At 58.4% G+C, this 17,141-nt stretch carries 18 protein-coding genes; 3 read left to right on the top strand and 15 right to left on the bottom strand.

Annotated features, from left to right (window positions below):
- Window positions 1-50 precede the first annotated feature (50 nt).
- From MUU53_RS03190 to MUU53_RS03145, 10 genes are all read right to left on the bottom strand, one after another.
- The gene (locus MUU53_RS03190; RefSeq protein ID WP_247259560.1) at window positions 51-1,280 is read right to left on the bottom strand and encodes a molybdopterin molybdotransferase MoeA; all 1,230 of its coding nucleotides are present in this window, start codon (window positions 1,278-1,280) and stop codon (window positions 51-53) included.
- Between the two features lie 9 nt (window positions 1,281-1,289).
- On the bottom strand, window positions 1,290-1,778 hold the full coding sequence (moaC, locus tag MUU53_RS03185) for a cyclic pyranopterin monophosphate synthase MoaC (RefSeq protein ID WP_247259559.1): 489 nt from the start codon (window positions 1,776-1,778) through the stop codon (window positions 1,290-1,292).
- Entirely contained in the window at window positions 1,775-2,590 is an 816-nt protein-coding gene (trpC, locus tag MUU53_RS03180; protein ID WP_247259558.1) for an indole-3-glycerol phosphate synthase TrpC, read from the bottom strand. The genes moaC and trpC overlap by 4 nt, the downstream gene beginning before the upstream one ends.
- Window positions 2,591-2,596: 6 nt before the next feature.
- A complete protein-coding gene (gene trpD / locus MUU53_RS03175) occupies window positions 2,597-3,613 on the bottom strand; it encodes an anthranilate phosphoribosyltransferase (RefSeq protein WP_247259557.1) in 1,017 nt (338 codons plus the stop codon).
- A 48-nt stretch (window positions 3,614-3,661) separates the two neighbouring features.
- On the bottom strand, window positions 3,662-5,548 hold the full coding sequence (locus tag MUU53_RS03170) for a peptidylprolyl isomerase (RefSeq protein WP_247259556.1): 1,887 nt from the start codon (window positions 5,546-5,548) through the stop codon (window positions 3,662-3,664).
- A 297-nt stretch (window positions 5,549-5,845) separates the two neighbouring features.
- On the bottom strand, window positions 5,846-6,796 hold the full coding sequence (locus MUU53_RS03165) for a lysylphosphatidylglycerol synthase transmembrane domain-containing protein (protein WP_247259555.1): 951 nt from the start codon (window positions 6,794-6,796) through the stop codon (window positions 5,846-5,848).
- A gap of 209 nt (window positions 6,797-7,005) precedes the next feature.
- Window positions 7,006-8,523 carry a tripartite tricarboxylate transporter permease gene (locus tag MUU53_RS03160; RefSeq protein ID WP_247259554.1) on the bottom strand — a complete coding sequence of 506 codons (1,518 nt, stop codon included), beginning with the start codon at window positions 8,521-8,523 and terminating at the stop codon, window positions 7,006-7,008.
- Window positions 8,524-8,533: 10 nt separating this feature from the next.
- The gene (locus MUU53_RS03155; RefSeq protein ID WP_247259553.1) at window positions 8,534-9,025 is read right to left on the bottom strand and encodes a tripartite tricarboxylate transporter TctB family protein; all 492 of its coding nucleotides are present in this window, start codon (window positions 9,023-9,025) and stop codon (window positions 8,534-8,536) included.
- Complete coding sequence (locus MUU53_RS03150) at window positions 9,022-9,966, bottom strand: Bug family tripartite tricarboxylate transporter substrate binding protein (protein WP_137135964.1); 945 nt, start codon at window positions 9,964-9,966, stop codon at window positions 9,022-9,024. Before MUU53_RS03150 ends, MUU53_RS03155 begins: the two co-directional genes overlap by 4 nt.
- 215 nt (window positions 9,967-10,181) lie before the next feature.
- Window positions 10,182-11,234, bottom strand: a complete 1,053-nt coding sequence (locus MUU53_RS03145; RefSeq protein WP_247259659.1) for an ABC transporter substrate-binding protein — start codon at window positions 11,232-11,234, stop codon at window positions 10,182-10,184.
- Between the two features lie 142 nt (window positions 11,235-11,376).
- Here MUU53_RS03145 and MUU53_RS03140 point away from each other — a divergent pair, with 142 nt between their 5' ends.
- Both MUU53_RS03140 and MUU53_RS03135 read left to right on the top strand, forming a co-directional pair.
- Window positions 11,377-12,054, top strand: a complete 678-nt coding sequence (locus MUU53_RS03140) for a response regulator transcription factor (RefSeq protein ID WP_062554803.1) — start codon at window positions 11,377-11,379, stop codon at window positions 12,052-12,054.
- Window positions 12,051-13,433 carry a sensor histidine kinase gene (locus tag MUU53_RS03135; protein ID WP_247259552.1) on the top strand — a complete coding sequence of 461 codons (1,383 nt, stop codon included), beginning with the start codon at window positions 12,051-12,053 and terminating at the stop codon, window positions 13,431-13,433. The genes MUU53_RS03140 and MUU53_RS03135 overlap by 4 nt, the downstream gene beginning before the upstream one ends.
- Before the next feature lie 105 nt (window positions 13,434-13,538).
- Here the strand turns inward: MUU53_RS03135 and MUU53_RS03130 are convergent, their stop codons facing one another.
- The gene (locus MUU53_RS03130) at window positions 13,539-13,697 is read right to left on the bottom strand and encodes a hypothetical protein (protein WP_247259551.1); all 159 of its coding nucleotides are present in this window, start codon (window positions 13,695-13,697) and stop codon (window positions 13,539-13,541) included.
- A 197-nt stretch (window positions 13,698-13,894) separates the two neighbouring features.
- On the bottom strand, window positions 13,895-14,266 hold the full coding sequence (locus MUU53_RS03125) for a helix-turn-helix domain-containing protein (protein ID WP_247259550.1): 372 nt from the start codon (window positions 14,264-14,266) through the stop codon (window positions 13,895-13,897).
- Window positions 14,267-14,665: 399 nt separating this feature from the next.
- On the opposite strand from MUU53_RS03125, the gene MUU53_RS03120 reads away from it, so the two are divergent.
- Complete coding sequence (locus MUU53_RS03120; RefSeq protein WP_247259549.1) at window positions 14,666-14,815, top strand: hypothetical protein; 150 nt, start codon at window positions 14,666-14,668, stop codon at window positions 14,813-14,815.
- A 210-nt stretch (window positions 14,816-15,025) separates the two neighbouring features.
- On the opposite strand, the gene MUU53_RS03115 is transcribed toward MUU53_RS03120, so the two are convergent.
- From MUU53_RS03115 to MUU53_RS03105, 3 genes are read right to left on the bottom strand one after another with little or no spacing between them, the layout of a single operon-like run.
- On the bottom strand, window positions 15,026-15,508 hold the full coding sequence (locus MUU53_RS03115; protein WP_247259548.1) for a DUF2938 domain-containing protein: 483 nt from the start codon (window positions 15,506-15,508) through the stop codon (window positions 15,026-15,028).
- A gap of 18 nt (window positions 15,509-15,526) precedes the next feature.
- Window positions 15,527-16,354: an MBL fold metallo-hydrolase gene (locus tag MUU53_RS03110; RefSeq protein WP_377307242.1), complete on the bottom strand. Its 828-nt coding sequence runs from the start codon at window positions 16,352-16,354 to the stop codon at window positions 15,527-15,529.
- A complete protein-coding gene (locus MUU53_RS03105; RefSeq protein ID WP_247259547.1) occupies window positions 16,355-17,140 on the bottom strand; it encodes a TatD family hydrolase in 786 nt (261 codons plus the stop codon).
- Between the last annotated feature and the right edge of the window lies 1 nt (window position 17,141).

The raw sequence follows: 17,141 nt of genomic DNA, 5'->3' as shown, positions 1-17,141 counted from the left end.
TCCGGTTATCGAATAATTACCGATATTTACGTCCAAACATCAAACGCGGATCACCGATCGAAATCCCTCAGCAGAAGGATAGGGCAGGGCGTCAGTGCGGCAAGTTCCGGTGCATGCGGGGGGCGCACGATAAGGCAATCCGAATGGGCAAAAATCTTCATCATCGAAGAATCCTGCTTGTCGAAAGGTTCAGCAATCAGACGGCCGTCAGCGTCTCTGCTCAGCCGTGCCCGAAGGTAATCCTGTCGCTGGTCATTGGCGGCAAGCGGCTTTGCGGCAAGGGCTTCAGCCATCCGCGCCTTCGGTCGTGTGCCGGAAAGCTTCGCGACGACAGGTTCCAGAAACAGCGTGCCGCAGACAAGGCTCGCAACCGGATTTCCCGGAAGGCCCAGCACGCGCATATCTCTCAGCGAGCCCACCATCAGCGGCTTGCCCGGGCGCATGGCGATACGCCAGAAATCGAGTGACATGCCTTGCGCTTTCAGGCTGGCCTGCACCAGATCGTGGTCACCGACCGATGCCCCGCCCAGCGTGACCAGCACGTCGACCTTTTCCGCCACAGCCTTGGCAATCGCATTCTCGATCAGATCCTGCCTATCAGGTATAATTCCGAGATCGATGACTTCGCCACCGTTGGCGCGAATGAGGGCGCTGATGCCAAATGTATTGGATGCGATGATCTGTGAAGGCTGCAAACTGCTGCCGGGGTGCACCAGTTCATCACCGGTCGCCAGCACCGCCACGCGCGGGCGACGCAGAACCTCGACCTGCGGGTGGTTCATCGCCGCTGCAACGGTCAGATGGGCATAGTCGAGCCGGACCCCAGCGCGCAGCACGGTTTCGCCTTCGGCAAAATCCTGCCCACGCGGGCGAATATGGCGCCCGACCGTTACCGGAAACTTCGTGCGAATTCGGTTTTCAGACAGTCGCTCGGCGTCCTCCTGAATGAGAATGCTGTCGGCACCTTCTGGCAATGGAGCACCGGTGAAAATGCGCACGCATTCTCCCGGTCCTGCCTGGCCATTGAATGCATGGCCCGCCGCTGCCTGGCCGACGACCGTCAGTTCTGCCCCAACGTCTGGCGCGTCGGCGGAGCGAAGAGCATAGCCATCCATGGCAGAGGCGTGAAATGGCGGCTGTGTCAGTTTCGCTACCAGATCCACGGCCAGAATGCGGCCTGCTGCCTCACCAAGGGGAACGCTTTCGGTATCCGCAACTGCTCGCACCGGTTCCAGCAAACGTGTCAGAGCTTCGGAAACGGGAAGGAGAGGTGACGCCACAGTCAATTCCTAGGTTTTTCGCCAGTCGCCGGATTTTCCGCCGCTCTTGGCAAGCAATTGAATACCGCCGATCTCCATGCCTTTATCGACGGCCTTCGCCATGTCGTAGATGGTAAGGCAGGCAACAGATACCGCCGTCAGCGCTTCCATCTCGACGCCCGTCTTGCCGGTCAGCTTTGCTGTCGCCGTAACCCGCAGGCCGGGGAGATCCGCGTCTTCCGCAATATCGACGGATACCTTGGTCAGCATCAGCGGATGGCAGAGCGGAATGAGACTGGAGGTTTGCTTGGCCGCCATGATGCCCGCCAGCCGGGCCGTACCGATGACATCGCCCTTCTTGGCATCGCCCTTGCGGATGAGTTGAAGCGTTTCCGGCAACATTCGCACGAAGCCTTCGGCGGTTGCCTCACGTACCGTTTCAGCCTTGCCGCCCACATCCACCATGTGGGCCTCGCCGGTTTCGGTAATATGCGTCAGGCCCTGCTCGGTCATGCTCATTCTGCTGCCTGGCTTGCGCTCTCACCGGTCAGCAACAGCCTTGTTGCAGCCGAAACGTCCTGCTGACGCATCAGGCTTTCGCCGACCAGATAGGTGGAGATACCGACCGCCTTCAGACGCAGGCAATCGGCATTCGTGAAGATGCCGCTTTCACCCACCAGCAATCGGTCCGCTGGCACCATTGGGGCCAGCCTTTCGCTATTCGTAAGGCTGACTTCGAAAGTACGCAGATTACGATTGTTGACGCCAATCATAGGCGAGGCGAGCTTCAAGGAACGCTCGGTTTCCTGTTCGTCATGAACCTCAATCAGCACATCCATGCCAAGCGAAAATGCTTCATCCTCAAGACGCTTCGCATCGTCATCGGTCAGCGATGCCATGATCAGGAGAATACAATCGCCGCCCCAGGCGCGAGCCTCATGCACCTGATAGGTCTCAAACATGAAATCCTTGCGCAAGGCCGGAAGCGAGCAGGCATTGCGGGCTGCCGTCAGAAACTCGGGCGCACCCTGGAAACTCGGAGCATCCGTCAAAACGGAAAGGCAGGCCGCACCGCCGGCCTCATAGGCTTTGGCCAGCATTGGAGGATCGAAATCCGGGCGGATCAAACCCTTCGACGGGCTCGCCTTCTTGATTTCGGCAATCAGCCCGAGTTCGCCGCGCGCACGACGGTCCGCGAGTGCTTTGTAAAAGCCGCGTGGCGCAGGTTGATCCTGTGCCATGGCCTTCAGGTCGGCCAGGGTAACGCGCGCTTTGGCCGCTGCGATTTCTTCGCGCTTGTAGGCCTCGATTTTCTGCAGAATGTCGCTCATGACAGCTTAGATATCCTCGTTCGAGACGGCGACAAGCTTGTCAAGCACAGAGGCCGCGCTGCCGCTTTCAAGTGATTGCGTCGCAAGGATCATGCCCTCCAGAACATCGGCTGCCTTGCCGGCGATGACCAGCGAGGCCGCAGCGTTGCAAAGTGCGATGTCGCGATAGGCGTTCTTTGCACCGCCAAGGACAGCCCGCAACGCCTTGGCGTTCACTTCGCCGTCGCCACCCTTCAACTCATCAATCGTTGCACGCCCAACGCCAAAATCTTCCGGTATCAGCTCGAAGCTGCGGATCTGCCCGTTCTCGAGTGCGGTGACATGGGTCACGCCCGTCGTGGTGATTTCGTCCATGCCATCGCCATGTACGACCCATATGGCCTCTGAACCGAGATCGCGCATCACCTCGGCGATTGGCTGCAGCCAGCGAGGAGAGAAGACGCCAAGCAATTGCCGTTTGGCACCCGCCGGATTCGAAAGCGGACCGAGCAGGTTGAAGATCGTGCGTGTTCCAAGCTCCACACGGCTGGGACCGACATGTCGCATGGCGGCGTGGTGCACCTGGGCGAACATGAAGCCGATTCCGGCCTCGGAAATGCATCGAGCGATCTGCTGTGGCGGAATATCAAGTTTCACGCCCAAAGCCGTCAGGGCATCGGCCGTGCCGGACTTGGAGCTGAGCGCACGGTTGCCATGCTTGGCAACGGGAACCCCGGCACCCGCCACGATGAGAGCGGCGAGCGTCGAGATATTGTAGGTGCCAAGCCCATCGCCGCCAGTCCCGACAATATCCATCACGCCGCCAGGCGCCGCAACTGGCAGCATCTTCGCCCGCATGGTCGAAACCGCACCGGCAATTTCCTCGACGGTTTCGCCGCGAACCCGCAGAGCCATGAGAAAGCCACCAATCTGCGATGGCGTTGCCTCACCCGACATCAAGATGTCGAAAGCGGCACGAGCCTCCTCAAGCGAGAGCGGATCTCCCATCGCCACTTTGCCGATAAAGGTCTTCAGATCCGACATTCTTCAGTTCCCCCCTAAGGTCTGCTACCGACCAGGTTTGCCCAGACGTTAGCGAACCATCGCCTGTTCGGCGAGCGCACGATTGATGGAGACGCCATAATCGTTCTGCAATTGCACAACCATCTGATCCAGAAGATCGTCACCTGCCGCGCCGGCAATCTGCTTGATTTGCTGATCATTGGCATCGAGCGCGTCAGACGGCTGCTGCTGGACATTGGTCACATGCATCAGAAGACGGGATTCGCCATCTGCCGCGAGTGCCGTGGCATAGATGCCGTTCGGACCCGAGAAGGCAGCTTTGGCCGCGTCACCGCCCAAGATAGCGTCATTGCTCTGACGGCGCAGGCCAGTCTTGGTTTCCACCGTCAGGCCGAGTTCGGTCGCAATGGCGGCCAGCGTAAGTCCGCCCTTGTCCAGCTGCGCCTTCAAGTCGGTCGTCTTCTTCGACAGCGCTTCGCGCTGCTGTTCTGCTGTCCAGTCAGTAGTAGCGCGCTCACGAACTTCGCTTAATGCACGATCACGCTCTGGAATGACTTCGCGCACGTCGAACCAGACATAGCCGTCATTGCCAAGGTTGGATGGGATGGACTCAGCGCCCACATCCGTCCGGAAAACATCGGTCAGAAGCGTGTCGGCAGGCGGCAGATCAATTGTTTTTCCGTCGCCATCATGGCCGGTGCGATCACTCGCAACGGTAACAGCCTTCAGCTTCAACTGAGATGCAGCTTCTTCGAGCGACGAGCCGGAGCCGCGCAAATCCTCGAAACGGTCATGCACGGATTGAACGGCCTGACTTGCAGCAGCAAGCGCCAGCGTCTTGCGAACCTCGTCCTTCACTTCATCGAAGGACTTCGTGGTCTCGGCGCGCACATTGGTCACACGCAGCATCACCGGACCAAAGGAGCCCTGGATGATGCCGGTCGTGCCACCGGAGGCGGGAACCGCGAATGCCGCATCAGCAATCGTCTGATCCGGAATCTGGTCCTTGGTGAAGTCGCCGAGCATTACGTCCGCAGCCGTCTTGCCCTGATCTGCAACCAGCTGGTCGAACGTCAGCTGGCGCTCTTTCATCTGCTGAAGTGCTGCAACGGCCATTTCCTTGCTCGGGAAGGCCAGTTGCTCGATAGTGCGTGTTGCCGGTGTCTTGTAGGCATCCTTGCGCCGATCGTACTCCGCACGAACCTGCTCATCAGTCACGGCTGCCGGGTCGGCAACATCCGTCGGCTGAAGGGTCACGTAAGCGAAACGACGGAGCTCAGGCGCGCGATACTTGCTCTTGTTGGTCTGGAACCAGGAGGCAAGAACGGCCTCGGTCGGCGCCTTGATCGGATCGATATTGGCATTGGAGAGAACAAGGAACTCCAGATCGCGGCTTTCGTCGCGGTACTTCTTGAGCGCATCGACCATGACTGTCGGAGCCTGGAAGCCGTCGGCGATGGCGTCCACCACCTGGCTGCGCACGGCGACCTTGCTGCGTTCGGTAATGTAGTCCTGTTCGCGCAGTCCAGCATTGCGCAAGCGCGCACTGAACACGTTTCGGTCGAACTGGCCGTTGTTGCCGTGGAATGCAGGATCTTCTGCAATCAGGTTGGCAAGCCGGTCCTGAGACAGGCCCAGGCGCATCTTGGAAGAGAGTTCATCCAGCGCGGCACCGGCAGAAAGCTGCGAGAAGGTCTGCTGTTCGATGCCGAAAGCACGTGCCTGCTCGGAGGTCAGCTGCATGCCAAGCTGACGGCTGATCGCGCCCAGCTGCCTCTGATAGGCGAGGCGGAACTCTTCCGGAGAAACCCGCTGGTTGCCCACGGTCATGACCGAGTTGTTGGCACCACTGAATATCGATGCGGAGACGCCCCAAATGGCGAAGGAAACCACGAGCAGCATAAGCAGCAATTTCGCGACCCAGGACCGGGCGGCGCTTCTAAGCGTATCAAGCATCGATCGACATTACCTTGCAAAACATACGAAAGCCGCCATTCCGGCGGGTCTGGAGCAATGTCTCTAGAACAAACTGCACGAGAATTGAAGGTATGTCCGACCAAAAGAAGCGTGAGAATTCATGTGAGGGAGCGGAAAAGGAACAGGTTCTTCGTCAAATCAACTTGCACAGCAGGCACTGCATTCGCAGCGTCGCGCCCATGGGAACAGGATTTCATCCTGAGCAGATCCCGATTCTTGGCTCTGCGCTGGCGAAACCCGTTGCTGTAGCCTGTCGGCACCGTCCAGCCATGAACCTCAGACAGATGCGGCGGGTTCAGTCTTATCGCGTCCCTTGCGGGCCCGGAAGACCGCTTCACCGATCAGCGAAATCGGCAGTGCCACGAAGAATGGAATGAAGAAGTAGATCACACGAAACGCAACCAGCGCACCGATGGAGGCCTGCTCGCCCATCACATGGCGAACCGTGACCTCGAGAACGCCAAGGCCACCTGGCGCGTGAGTGATGAGAATGGCAATATTGCCGAGCACGAATGCCGTTGCAGCCTTGAGGTAGCTGACGTTTTCAGTCGCCTGCATCAGTTCCATCAGGCAGGCAGAAACCAGTGCGAAGTTGATTGTACCGATCACGATCTGTGCGACCGCCAGACGCGCTGTCGGCATCTTGAACGTCCACTTGCGGATCTTCACCGGCGCTCGGGCAAACGCTGCCAACAACACATAACCGATTGCCGCGAGCAGAAGCCCGATGCCGATCAGCAGAACCGCAGAGGGGCCGATTTTCAGGATCTTCGCCGTGTCATCCGGGTTCAGGACCATCACGATTCCGCCCAGAACCATGAGCCCAAGCCCAACCGTCACGCCCGACAGAAGAACGATCTTCGCGACATCCTCGGTCGAGAGGCCCCAATGGGCGTAGTAGCGATAACGGATGGCGCCGCTGCTGAGACCTGCGAGCCCGATGCTCTGGCCAAGGCCCAAGGCCACGAAGGATGCGAGCGCGATCTTGGGGTAGGGCAGGTCGCTTTTCACATAGCGAACGCCTGTCCAGTCGAACCCCGTCAGGCAAATATAGGAACCGGCACAATAAGCCAGCGCCAGAAGCAGGTTCTTCGTCGGAATCGCTGTAACAGACTGGACGATCTCATCCCAGGTAAACTGGCTCAGGCCGCGATAGAGAAGAAAAGCGGCGATCGCAAGGCCGAACACCATTGTGCCGTAGGTGAAGAGGCGCTTTTTGCCGCTCATCTTCCGCACCTCGCGCTATGCCGAAGTGTGCGAGTTGCAACGCGCGTCGAGCGAAGGAAAAAAGGCGCTGCGAGGCCTGTCATGTATGCTGTCCCCAATGAACCGCCTAAACGCGACCCTGGGACAATGGTTCCGTCTTTGCAGCCTCGAACGGAATTGCCCCCGCTCAATTTAAGCGGGGGGGGGGGGGGGGGGTAATCGGTGTTGGATCAATCCTCGTTGGCAGCCATTTGGGAGAGAACTTCTCCGCGACCGCGTGCCCGCAGGATAAGCGGTACGATCAGCGCCAGCGCGGCAATGGCAAGAAGTACGGCCGCAATCGGTGATGTGAAGAGCACTGTGAAGTCACCTTGGCTGATCGCCAAAGCGCGACGCAACTGCTGCTCCGCAAGAGGCCCGAGGATCAGGCCAACGACAACCGGTGCGATCGGGTAGCCCAGAACGCGCATGATGTAGCCCATTACGCCGAACGCCAGCAGCATGCCCAGTTCGAAGACGGAGGGGTTCGCACCGATGGTTCCGAGTGTGGCGAACACGAGGATCCCTGCGTAAAGCCAGGGCTTCGGGATTGTCAGCAGGCGGACCCAGAGACCGATCAGCGGAAGGTTCAGCACCAGCAGCATGAAGTTGGCAATCAGCAACGAGGCGATCAGGCCCCAGACCAGTTGCGGATTGGTGGCAAACAGCAGTGGACCCGGCTGGAGACCATATTGCTGGAAGCCCGCAAGCATGATCGCGGCGGTCGCAGTCGTCGGAAGGCCCAGCGTCAACAGCGGCACGAGCGTTCCCGCAGCCGATGCATTGTTGGCAGCCTCCGGCCCCGCAACGCCTTCGATTGCGCCGTTGCCGAACTCTTCCGGATGTTTCGTCAGCCGCTTCTCAGTAGCATAGGAAAGAAAAGTGCCAATTTCGGCGCCGCCCGCCGGCATTGCGCCGATAGGGAAGCCAATCGCCGTGCCGCGCAACCACGGCTTCCAGGAACGCGCCCAGTCATTCGCGCTCATCCAGATCGAGCCTTTGACAGCCTCGACCTTATCAGGACCAAACGACCCATGTGCTGCGATGAACAGCGTTTCGCCGATGGCGAACATGGCAACCGCCAGCGTGGTGACCTCGACGCCGTCCAGAAGGTCGGGCACGCCGAAGGCGAGGCGGGTCTGTCCGGTCAACTGGTCGATGCCGATCAGCGACAGGGCGAGACCGATGAACAGCGAGGTGAGGCCGCGCAATGTGGAATCGCCAAAGGCGGACGAGACCGTGATGAAGGCGAGCACCATGAGTGCGAAATATTCGCAAGGGCCGAAGACCAGCGCCAGCTTGACGATATAGGGAGCAATGAAGGCGAGGCCGACGGTGGCAATGAGGCCCGCAACGAAGGAGCCGATTGCCGCTGTCGCCAAGGCCGGTCCGCCGCGTCCGGCCCGTGCCATCTTGTTGCCTTCGAGCGCGGTGACGATGGAGGCACTTTCACCTGGCGTGTTGAGAAGGATCGATGTCGTCGAACCGCCATACATGCCGCCGTAATAGATCCCGGCAAACATGATGAGTGAGCCGGCCGGGTCCAACTGGTATGTAACGGGCAGCAGAAGGGCGACCGTCAACGCCGGACCGATGCCCGGAAGCACACCGACAGCCGTGCCGAGCGTCACGCCGATCAAGGCGTAGAGCAGGTTCATGGGTTGCATGGCAACCACGACGCCCTGCATGAGGAACTCAAAAGTGCTCATGGCAATACCTTTACTGGAAGAGGCGCTCGAGCGGACCGGCAGGAAGCGAAAGCTGCAGCAATCCGGCAAAGATCAGCCATACGACAAGACAGAGCACGATTCCGATCGGCAGTGAGAACCAGATCTTGCGCTTGCCGAAACCGGCAGCAGTCGCGGCAAACAGGATGCCGGTCGCAATGGAGAATCCGGCCGTGTTCAGGAGAAGCATCTGTGCCGCAAGGCCGCCGATCACCCATACAACCGGCTTGATTTCCTGCTTTTCACGCTCCGGAAAATCGCCTCGGAAGGCTGCAATGATGGTCCAGATGGCCAAAAGAACCAGACCGATAGCGATCCAGTGGGGAACCGTTGCGGGACCGACCGGAGAATAACCGGTGACTTCGCGCAGCCGTGCAGCATCGAAAAAGATGACGCCAGCAATGGCAATGAGAATAGCGGCGATAACAAGCGCCGCCCAATCGGGGCGGCGCTGTTCTGCCTTGATCAAAGGCTCTTGGCTCATTTCACCAGACCGATATCTTTCAGGATGCCTTCGGTGGCGGAGATGTCCTTGGCAAGCTGCGCTTCAAAAGCCGGGCCTGCGAGGAAAGTGTCCTGCCAGCCCTTTGTCTTCAGGGTTTCCTGCCAGGTCTTGGAGGTTGCGAGCTTCTGAACGTCAGCTGTTACCTTTGCCTTCTGCTCTGCGGAAAGGCCAGGAGCTGCGGCGACCATGCGCCAGTTCTGAACGGCAACATCTACACCGGCTTCCTTCAGCGTCGGGGCATCCACGCCCGGAATGCGCTTCTCGCCAGAAGTTGCCAGCAGGCGAAGCGTTCCGGACTTGACCTGGCTTTCGAATTCACCGTAGCCGGAAATGCCGACGGTCACCTGCGAGCCGAGAATAGCAGCAAGCGCTTCACCGCCGCCGGAAAACGCGATGTAGTTGATCTTGGTCGGATCAACGCCGGAAGCCTTTGCAATCAGGCCGGCAGCGATATGGTCCACGCCGCCTGCGGAACCGCCGCCCCAGGAAACCTTGCCCGGATCCTTCTTGAGGGCTGCGACGAGGTCGGCCATCGACTTGATCGGCGAGGATGCAGGAACGACGATCGCTTCGTCTTCGCCGGTCAGACGTGCGATCGGGGTAACGTCCTTCAAGGTGACCGGGGACTTGTTGGTCAGGATTGCGCCGACCATGACGTAGCCGCCGACGATCAGGGCGTTGTCCTTGCCCTTCTGCTGGCTGGCGAACTGTGCGAGACCGATAGTGCCGCCGGCGCCCGGAACGTTCATGACCTGTACGTTCTTGGAAATGCCTTCCTGCTGGAATGCCGTCTGCAGAGAACGCGCCGTCTGGTCCCAGCCGCCGCCTGGCGCTGCAGGAGCCATGATGGTGTAGTCAGCGGCATAGGCCGGAAGAGCGATGGAACCTGCAATCAGGGATGCGAGAAATACGTGTTTCAAGTGTTGTCCTCCGTTGGCGCACTGGCTGCGCATGTTCTGGCTGTGCCGGAAGGAGAACGGTTCACGTCATTCGGCCAATCCTGGCTCGGATCGGCTCACTCCCCCCAGTCACATCGGGAGCGCCTCCACGATCCCGAATGCCATTAAGCGACCACATTATCCTGACATTTAACTGACGTTTAATAAATTCGCCTGATACGGGAATTATAATTACTTTATTGCAATCTGAGAACGTCGTTCCACTTCGCGATGAGTCGCGAGCGCTTGACCTGATCAAGGTAGACCATGAGGCCGGGGCTGACCGGTACGGGCTTCAACTGACCTCCCAGCATTTCGCGCATCGTCGTTGCCGTATTTCCGACCGCGACGTCAGGATTGACGGCTGGGATCTGGAGTTCCTGCGTCAGGATGGTCTGGCCCTCTCGTGACATGAAGAAATCCAGAAACTTGCGCCCCAGTTCCGGTGTCGCTGCCGCCTGCGGAACAAGCCCGATACGTGACATGACGACGGTGTAATCCTTTGGCAGGACGATACCGACATCGGGATGACGCGCCGCCCAATCGGCGGCGTAGGAGCCAAGAATGTTGTAGCCCAGCACGAAGCGCCCGTCTGCCACCCGTTCCAGAATCGCCTGGCTTGTCGAATAGAGCTTCACGCCCGCGGCGCCCATTGCCTTCACAACGGACCAGATATCGTCGAACTGTTCCTGATCGCGCGACATGAAGAGGAACCCGACGCCCGATCGCTCGATATCGTAGGTTGCGATGCGCCCATGTACCGCATCGCCCTGGCTCTGCAGGAACTGAATGAATTCGGCGCGGGTTGAAGGCACCGTCAGGTTCTTGAAGCTCGGCTTGTGGTAGACGAAGACGGCAGGTTCGAAGGTCAGCGCATAGGCGGTATCGCGCCAGTTCGCCCAGTTCGGCCACCGAAGGCTCATCGGCAGATGGCTTGCCTGCGCATAGCCGTCATTGGCCAGTTTGACCTGCAGGTCCATGGCCGATGAAAACGCGAAATCCGCCGTTTTCCGCCCAGAGTCCGTTTCCTGTACGATCCGGTCGTAGATGACACCGGTCAGCATATCCTCATAACGGACGGCAATGTCGGGATTTGCCTGCTGGAACTTCACGATCATCGGCTTTGCCAGTGGTTCGTCGAGCGAGGAATAAACCACCAGTTCTGGCGCATTGGCCCGCCCGGAAATAGCCGGAAACAGTGTGACTTCCGCATGCACGACCGATGCGGAGAAAAAAAGTGCGATGAACATGGCAAGGCGTGAGGCTTTCATGCTGGCCATGATGCCGAACGCCATCGCTATCCACAAGCGGAAGCTCGCGAATCTGGGCCATCGCGGCGTGACAGGCGCTCATTTCGCCTCTATCGTGAAGCTTATCTAGGGGGAGATTTCTTTGCGAATTCTGCTGGTTGAAGACAACGCGACGCTTTCGGAAGGTCTGGCGACAATCCTGCGCGGCAGCGGCTACACGGTCGATGTCGTGGGTGACGGTCTCTCGGCAGAATCGGCCGCAAGAGCGGAAGCCTTCGATCTCATCATCCTCGATCTGAACCTCCCGGAGATGGATGGGCTGGATGTATTGCGCTCTCTTCGCTCGCATCAGAATCAGGCAGCCGTTATCATCGTTACGGCGCGTGGCGCGCCTGAAGAACGGGTGAGGGGGCTGGATCTCGGCGCAGATGATTATCTCACGAAGCCGTTCGATGTTTCCGAGCTTGAAGCGCGTATTCGCGTTCTCCTCAGGCGTCAGGCGGGTTTGCGCAGTTCGCGCGTCGAGTTTGGGGCGCTGGCCTTCGATCTGACATCGCGCAGCTTCACGAGTGCTGGACGTCCGGTTGATATTCCGGCGCGTGAACTGGCTCTGCTGGAGCTTCTTTTTTTGCGGGCTGGGAAAGTGGTCAGCAAGGATGCCATCATCGGCTCGCTCTCTGGTTTCGATGATGATCTGTCCGCGAATGCGATCGAGCAATATGTCAGCCGCCTGCGCAAACGGCTCCAAGCCTATGGGCTTACCGTGAAGACGGCCCGCGGGATAGGGTATTACCTTGATCAGGCCCAGACCGAAACATGAGGTCGGTCACGCACTCCATCCGCGGACGCCTGCTTCTCTGGCTGCTGGCCGGTACGGCGGTGCTCGGCAGCATTGCTCTGGTCGATACCTGGAGAGAAGCGCAGCAAACCGCCAACGAGGTATCTGACCGCGTGCTGGCTGGCTCCGCGCTGGCCATTGCCGAGCGGGTGGTCGTTGCCGAAGACGGCTCGCTGGAAGTGGATATTCCTTACGTGGCCTTGGAAATGCTGACCTCCGCTGCGCAGGACCGTGTGTTCTACAGGGTCGATGGCCCATCGGGCAGCTTCATCACCGGCTATCAGACCTTGCCGACGCTTCCCCAGAAGGAAGGGCAGGCGGCGGTCTTCGACAATTTGCAGTTCCGGGGTGATCCGATCAGGGTGGCTACCCTAGCGCGCTCTGCTTCCACGGGCATTTCCTCTGTTCCCTTCACGGTTACGGTTGCGGAAACGACGATCGCGAGGCGACAGCTGGCGCGGTCGATCCTTCTGCATTCCGCGTTGCGGCTGATCCTGATGATGTCCGGAGCGGCTGTCATCGTTTGGGTGGCGGTTTCCCTTGCCTTGCGACCGCTCAATCGTCTGGGAGAGGCCATTGCCCGGCGCAATCCTGAAGATCTGGAACCCATTCAGGAGACAGTCCCGTCTGAGGTCGAGGGCCTCGTGGAGACCATCAACTCCTTCATGATCAGGCTTCAGTCCTCGCTGGAGGCGCTCCGTCACTTTACCGGCAATGCCAGCCATCAGCTGCGAACACCGCTCGCTGTGGTGCGAACGCAGCTCGCTCTGGCCGCCAGGTCGAATGATCCGACTGTTGCACGAGAAGCGATCGAGCATGCAGACGCGGCAATCGCTCGTGCCGAACGTGTGCTTGCGCAACTGCTGACCATGTCGCGGCTGGACGCAACCGCATCTTCCATCTCAAAGCTTGAACAAGTCGATCTTGTTCATCTGGCGCGCGATGTGACAGGCGAATACGTGCCGGCGGCCGCAGAAGCCGGAATTGATCTTGGTTTTGAGGGCGAGGGCGAGGCGTTCATTCGGGCAGAACCGCTTCTCATCGCCGAGCTAATGAAGAACCTTATCTCAAACGCGCTGCTCTACGCAGGGCCGGGCGCTGAGGTGACTACGCGGGTAGTGCGGACGGAACGATCCATTCGGCTGGAAATCGAGGATGATGGACCGGGAATCCCACCTGACAAGATCGGAACAGTGATGAGACGTTTTGATCGTGCGGACCGGGCTGACGATCGTGGCACAGGCCTGGGTCTTCCCATTGTCGAGGAAATAGCCACTGTGCACGGTGGGTCTGTTTCATTGTACTCGGGGTTGAACCAGCGTGGCCTGATCGTGAAAATCGATCTTCCGCATTTTACGTAAGTAACATTTTGTCACCGTAGATACGGTAACTCCAAACGTTAGGAGCTAAAGCGCATATCGTTATCGCTAAACCGCTGCGCACACAAACGCACGACGATATGCCTATTAATGGAGGGTCTGGCGCCCGGCATCTTCCTGCATGAGGCGCAGGGCATCATCGAGCGCAGCAACAAGGATATCGGTCAGACGGTCACCGTCGTTCTCTTCCAGATACAGTGCCAGTGCTACTTCTTGTGAGTCCATATGCTGTTCCAAGTCGGTCATATCATTGCCCCTTTCTGCGCCCGGTTCATCCTGGCTGTGACATAAGGGTTACCACCTCATGCTTGCGTCTGGCTGGAATTCGCCAACCGTTCCGCCAATCTACACTCTCGAACGTCTCAATTTGGGTCATGGTTTCAATCTGGACCGAACCCGATCAAGATTCGGCATCGTCGTTGCGAGGAGGCGAGAAATAGCCACTAACGAGGGGCAGTCAACCGGCTTGACGGGAAAAAGATTTCTGCCAGAGGGGATGGCTCCATAGCTTGCCAGCAGCACTCTAATGTGGAGGGCGAAATCTCGATGAGATCCCGCCAGCACGGACCAACACCTCGGCCGGTCAAGAGCCAGTAAAGGGTCACCTGCAGGGTCTCGGCAATACGAACAAGCATTTGCGGGGGTGGCTCACATCGATCGCGCTCCCAGTTGGACCACACAGTTTGGCTGACATCCACTGTCCCGGCAGCTTTGTTCAAAGATAGTTCTAGCGTCTCCCGGGCGATTGAGATGCGGCCCCCAATCGTATTCTGTTCCGGCTCATTACCATAGCCTGTGATGCTACTGAATCTCATTTCTCGCTCCTTTAGCTAAGCTGAGGCACTGTCTGGAAGAATTCCTAACGTCGGAAAAGTTCGGAACGAATGCCGACTCTCGAGAATTTAGGATTATTAACAAAGCCACGATTTGATCTGATCCGGTTATTCAGAAATATATTTCTCGATGGATCTCTCGTAGGACGTCTCCTGCATATCGAGCTTTGCAGTGTCACTGGAGATTTGTAGGCTTTAATCCTTCAAAGCATAGGTCTTCAGCGCTTCCTCAGAAGGCGTGTTAGCCCCGCACCAGTGATGTTGCCATGAACAATACAGGCTTTAGAATGGAGGACGGACCGGAATCATTCCACGAACTGCCGACATGGTGCGACAGCATCGGCCGGTTAAACGCAGAAGATCAGAACTACGGAATTTATTATGGGTGACGTCATCAAGTTCAACAAGCCGAAGCCGGTCAAACCGCCGCGGCAAACGCCGCCGACCGTGAAAAAGGCACTGGTCATTGTAGGCGTCATGGCGGCCTTTATCCTAGCCTGGGCTTACTTCCAGTATATCGGTAGCACGTGACCGTTATTTCCTGCAAACGCGCTGCCGCTCAAGGGGGTTGATTATATATCTACCGGAACTTTGATCATCACATTGGTCGATTTGATGGTTCAGCAAAGGCGACTTTCAGTTCCATAATTTGGCTTATCTGATTTCAATCAAGGGCTGTTCTATAATATATGCTTGATTGTGCCCTTTTCTCGTATGCGTTCTTCTATTCTATCATCGTCGCTATGCGATCAGGATCAGCCCGCTGCCATACATGCCCAGCGCAAACACTGTGTGAGCTGCAAAATTCAAGAGACGCACCTTGTTTGGACTGGGTGTCTTCGACGCAGCTACCCCAAACCCCATGCCCGGCTGCATGATGAACCAACCGGCGCCGATGGTCACGATCCCGAAGATCCAGGCCGGGATGAATGTTGGCGCTGCGAACCATAAAGGCCCGACGATCAGCGCGAAGATGATACCGTAGGCCACGCCAACCGCGTAATGACCAAACCAGCCGACTGCCTGTTCCTGAGGAAACGCTTCGATTGCACTGAGATCCTGATGCAGGAAATGTCCGCGCGCGACGCGGTGAAACCAGCGTCCCGCCGGCGCCCAGTTTGGTTTGTTCTGCTTGAAAACCAGATGCAGGATGAGTGCCCAGATATCCATCGCGACGGTCGCCGCCAATCCGATCAGAATGCCGTGACAGATCAGCAGACCCATACGCTTCAATCCTCAGCTTCAATCGTGTCCGTGCACTTCGAAACTCAGCCCGTCATAGGCCGGTTCGACATGGTCGGGAGTTTCCTGCTGCACCGTCCAATAGTCCAGCGGAATATGCATATGCGTCAGCAAGGCCTTGCGCGGCTTGAGCCTCTCGATCCACTCCAGCGCTTCGCTCAGGGAATAATGGCTGGGATGCGGCCGATACTGAAGTGCGTCAATGATCAGCGTATCGAGATCCTGCAGCTTTTCCGGCGTTTCGGGTGGAAAACCGCTCACATCGCTACAATAGGCAACATCGCCGATGCGAAACCCGAGTGACTCGATGTCTCCATGGAACTGGCGATGCGCGACAAACGGGATCGCGCCCCCCGGCCCTTCAACGATGATCGGTTGATCGAGATTGGTTATCAGGTTCGGCGTTACGATTGGCGGATAATTGCCGCCCGCCGGTGTTTCGAGGCAATAACCGAAACCGGCCCGGATGCGATCCATCGTGAACGGGTCCGCATAGATCGGAATCCGCATCCGCTGAGAATGAAAATAGCCGCGAATATCGTCGATACCGTGCAGGTGATCGGCGTGCGCGTGCGTGTAGAGCACGGCATTGATCCGCTTCACGCCAGCCGAAATCATCTGTTCGCGAAAGTCCGGCCCGGTGTCGATGACGACAGTGGTCATCTCGCCATCCGGTGCAATCTGCTGGACAAGAAACGAAGCGCGCCGCCGGCGGTTTTTCGGTTCCAGAGGGTCGCACGCGCCCCAGTCACCATCCAGACGCGGCACGCCGGGAGACGACGAACATCCCAGTATGGTGAACCGCCGCCTGTAACCCTTTGCCAGCACTTATGCGACCTTCTTCATCTTCGAAAAGCAGCGGAACGCATTCTCGGTCGTGATGCGCGCCATCTCCTCGTAGGAGATGGCCTTCACCTCGGCCAGCACTTCCGCTGTGTTGACGACATAGGAAGGCTCGTTGCGTTTCCCACGCCAGCGCTTTGGCGCAAGGTAGGGCGCATCGGTCTCCACCAGCAGCCGGTCGAGTGGGACCGTTTGGGCTATCTCGCGAATGTCCTCGGATTTCGGGAATGTCAGAATACCGGAAAAGGAAACATACCCGCCGAGTTCGACACCCGCATCGGCAAGCGCCTGACCGGCAGAGAAGCAGTGAAGAATGAAGGGAAAGTCCCCCTTCTCTGTCTCTTCACGCAGGATGGCGGCCATGTCATCGTCAGCGCTGCGACTATGGATCACCAGTGGAAGCCGTGTGCGTCGCGCCGCCTCGATATGGCGGCGAAGACCCGTCTGCTGGTCCTCCGGCTTCTGCGTGTCATAGAAGTAATCGAGACCCGCCTCGCCGATCGCCACGATCTTCTCGTGGCTTTCCGCCAGCCGCACCAGATCGTCAGCGGTTACGTCCAGTTCTTCACCAGCATTGTTCGGGTGCGTGCCTACGGAACAGAATACGCTGTCGTAACGCTCGGTCAGATCCAGCAAGGTCTGAAGTTTGCGCACGCAAGTCGAGATAGTCACCATCTGCTTGACACCTGCGGCATGCGCGCGAGCCACAAGCTCGTCACGCTCCGCGTCGAAGTCGGCAAAATCCAGATGGCAATGGGTATCAATCAGCATT

The organism is Affinirhizobium lemnae, assembly GCF_022968395.1.
Classification (GTDB): domain Bacteria; phylum Pseudomonadota; class Alphaproteobacteria; order Rhizobiales; family Rhizobiaceae; genus Neorhizobium; species Neorhizobium lemnae.
This window is presented reverse-complemented; position numbering and strand designations above follow the sequence as displayed.

Bases quoted from the DNA above. Each gene is read 5' to 3' on its own strand.
- moaC (WP_247259559.1), bottom strand. From the start codon at position 1,778: ATGAGCATGACCGAGCAGGGCCTGACGCATATTACCGAAACCGGCGAG.
- trpC (WP_247259558.1), bottom strand. From the start codon at position 2,590: ATGAGCGACATTCTGCAGAAAATCGAGGCCTACAAGCGCGAAGAAATC.
- trpD (WP_247259557.1), bottom strand. From the start codon at position 3,613: ATGTCGGATCTGAAGACCTTTATCGGCAAAGTGGCGATGGGAGATCCG.
- MUU53_RS03170 (WP_247259556.1), bottom strand. From the start codon at position 5,548: ATGCTTGATACGCTTAGAAGCGCCGCCCGGTCCTGGGTCGCGAAATTG.
- MUU53_RS03165 (WP_247259555.1), bottom strand. From the start codon at position 6,796: ATGAGCGGCAAAAAGCGCCTCTTCACCTACGGCACAATGGTGTTCGGC.
- MUU53_RS03160 (WP_247259554.1), bottom strand. From the start codon at position 8,523: ATGAGCACTTTTGAGTTCCTCATGCAGGGCGTCGTGGTTGCCATGCAA.
- MUU53_RS03155 (WP_247259553.1), bottom strand. From the start codon at position 9,025: ATGAGCCAAGAGCCTTTGATCAAGGCAGAACAGCGCCGCCCCGATTGG.
- MUU53_RS03145 (WP_247259659.1), bottom strand. From the start codon at position 11,234: ATGTTCATCGCACTTTTTTTCTCCGCATCGGTCGTGCATGCGGAAGTC.
- MUU53_RS03135 (WP_247259552.1), top strand. From the start codon at position 12,051: ATGAGGTCGGTCACGCACTCCATCCGCGGACGCCTGCTTCTCTGGCTG.
- MUU53_RS03130 (WP_247259551.1), bottom strand. From the start codon at position 13,697: ATGACCGACTTGGAACAGCATATGGACTCACAAGAAGTAGCACTGGCA.
- MUU53_RS03125 (WP_247259550.1), bottom strand. From the start codon at position 14,266: ATGAGATTCAGTAGCATCACAGGCTATGGTAATGAGCCGGAACAGAAT.
- MUU53_RS03120 (WP_247259549.1), top strand. From the start codon at position 14,666: ATGGGTGACGTCATCAAGTTCAACAAGCCGAAGCCGGTCAAACCGCCG.
- MUU53_RS03115 (WP_247259548.1), bottom strand. From the start codon at position 15,508: ATGGGTCTGCTGATCTGTCACGGCATTCTGATCGGATTGGCGGCGACC.
- MUU53_RS03105 (WP_247259547.1), bottom strand. From the start codon at position 17,140: ATGCTGATTGATACCCATTGCCATCTGGATTTTGCCGACTTCGACGCG.